This window comes from Microbacterium sp. P5_E9 (genome assembly GCF_054049175.1).
On sequence record NZ_JBFUMV010000165.1, the window covers coordinates 1 to 516 of the forward strand.

At 64.7% G+C, this 516-nt stretch carries 1 protein-coding gene; it reads right to left on the minus strand.

The genetic code is table 11. The annotated features are described in order from the left end of the window. Positions 1-510, minus strand: a 510-nt coding sequence (locus tag ACXJ3V_RS20800) for a Bug family tripartite tricarboxylate transporter substrate binding protein (protein WP_457102253.1), incomplete at its 3' end; no start/stop codon positions are given. Positions 511-516: the final 6 nt, after the last annotated feature.

The window sequence follows — 516 nt, forward strand, 5'->3', positions numbered from 1 at the left end:
GAGCCGGCCCGCCTTGACGAGTTGCATCAATGGCCCCACGCCGTCGGTGTACATCGCGATGTCGCCGGCCACCACGGCCTGCACGCCCTGTCCAGTGGTCGCAAAGGGAACCTGCTGGAACGCAGCCTTGGTCTTGAGCGCAAGCAACTCGTTGGCGAGGTGCGGAATCGAGGTCCTGTTCGGGCTTCCGATCGCGACCTGGTCAGGGGCGGCTTTCGCCGCCTTGATGGCATCCGCGAGCGTCCTGGCGGCGAATTTGGGGCTGGCCGTGATCAGCATCGGCGTCAGGCCGACGATCGCCACCGTTTCGAAATCGCGCTCGATGTCGAACCGGGCTTCCTTGTAGGTGAGCGGGGTGACGGTTGCCACGGCAGCTTGAATCAAGGCGAAGGTGTAGCCGTCAGCCGGCGCCTGCTTGAGTTGGTTCATCGCCAGGATGCCGCCGGCGCCTGGCTTGTTCTCGACGATCACGGGCTGCCCCATCGAACGTGCCAACTTGTCGCCAAGTATGCGCGC